General features: G+C 66.4%; 3 protein-coding genes. All 3 read right to left on the bottom strand.

Annotated features, from left to right (window positions below):
* Positions 1–304, bottom strand: a 304-nt coding sequence (locus tag R1101_RS0123215; RefSeq protein ID WP_016935577.1) for a hypothetical protein, incomplete at its 3' end; no start/stop codon positions are given.
* Between the two features lie 156 nt (positions 305–460).
* The gene (locus tag R1101_RS0123210) at positions 461–1,159 is read right to left on the bottom strand and encodes an ABC transporter ATP-binding protein (RefSeq protein WP_016935576.1); all 699 of its coding nucleotides are present in this window, start codon (positions 1,157–1,159) and stop codon (positions 461–463) included.
* Between the two features lie 31 nt (positions 1,160–1,190).
* Positions 1,191–1,534: FtsX-like permease family protein (locus R1101_RS28380; protein ID WP_037224870.1), on the bottom strand; the 344-nt coding region annotated here is incomplete at its 5' end.

The following is a 1,534-nucleotide window of genomic DNA, read 5'->3' as shown; positions in this document are numbered from 1 at the left end:
AGCGTCGCAGGATGAGCAGATAGACCAGCACGTAGAAGGCCGTCATGGTCAGCGCGGTGACCAGTTTGCCGTAGCCGAGGGAAACAGGGTGGGCCTCGACGCCGGTGGTGTTCAATGCCCACACCCGGGCGAGCAGGTGGAACGAGTCGCCGAAGCCGAGAACGATCGCGGTCCAGCCCGCCAGTTGCGCCGGCAGCTCGCCCCGGCGCGCAGGACCGCCGCGCAAGATGAGTACGCCGAGCGTGAAGATCGTCAGTAGATAGGTGATGTCGAAAGCCGACTCGAATATCGCTCGCAATGCCACAGCCCCTGTTTTCGTTCGGCGCCGGTTCCTCGAACTGCGCACCGTGTGAGAATCCGATTACATTGCCCGAACGCCGATTCCGTGCTCGACGAACAACGGCCATCGGGCCCCGCCGCGGCGGGGCCCGATGGTCCTGAAGGTAGTCGCCGCTGCGCCTCAGGACGCCGGCGTGGAAAGACGGCTGTAGGTGGGAAGCAGCGCTCCGCTGCGCATTCCATAGGCGCGGTCGACGAGGATCAGCTGACTCAGGTCATGGGTGACCATCACCGTGGCCACGTTCCGGTCGCGGCTCAGTTCCGCGAGCAGACCGACGATCTCGCGGCTACGGGCCTCGTCGAGTGCCGAGGTCGGTTCGTCGACCAGCAACACCGAGGGGTCGTTGATCAGCCCGCGCGCAATCGCGACACGCTGGCGCTGTCCGCCCGACAGCTGGTGGGGACGCCGATCGAGCTGCTTCTCGAGACCGAGCGAGCACAACAGGTCCGCGGCGCGCGCTCGGCTGTCGCGGGCCGACCCGCCGGCGAGGTGGGTCATCATCTGCAGCTGCTCGACGGCGGTCAACGACGGGAGCAGGTTCGACTGCTGGAACACGAAGCCGAGCTTCTCGCGCCGCACAGCGGTGCGCTCGTCGCGGCTCAGTCCCGTCACGTCCTGACCGTCGATGACGACACGGCCCGAATCGGGAGTGGTGAGCAAACCGGCGACGGCGAGCAGGCTCGACTTGCCTGATCCGGAAGGACCGGTCACGGCCACGAATTCGCCGCGCCCGACTTCGAAGTCCACGTCGTCGAGGGCGCGCAGACGCTCGTCACCGTCGGGGTACGTGAGGACGATGTCTCTCGAGGAGATGCTCATGTTCGGATGTCCTTTCGGCTTCGGGAGCGGCTTATCGGGCGGCAGCGAGGGCGGTGAGGGGATCGATCTTGACGATGCGCGCCAGAGAGGCAGCCGCGCCGATCATGCCCATCGCGACGAGGATCAGGAACGGAACGACAGTGGTCGAAACCGCGAGCGTGAACGGAACCACCTGCGCGGCAATCGTTCCCACTCCGAGTGCGACCAGTGTGCCCAGCCCGGCGCCGAACACGAGCACGATCAGGCTCTGACCGAGCGCGTCCTTGACCAGGTAACGGGTGGAGGCGCCGACAGCCTTGAGGACGGCGAGGTCCTGGCTGCGCTGAATGGTCCACACGGTGAAGAAGGCGCCGAGAGTCTGTGTGGGTCGGGCGG

Origin of the sequence: Rhodococcus sp. R1101, assembly GCF_000278445.1 — a bacterium.
GTDB lineage: Bacteria > Actinomycetota > Actinomycetes > Mycobacteriales > Mycobacteriaceae > Rhodococcus > Rhodococcus gordoniae.
Note: the sequence above shows the minus strand (reverse complement) of the source record. Positions and strands in the feature narration are given on the sequence as shown.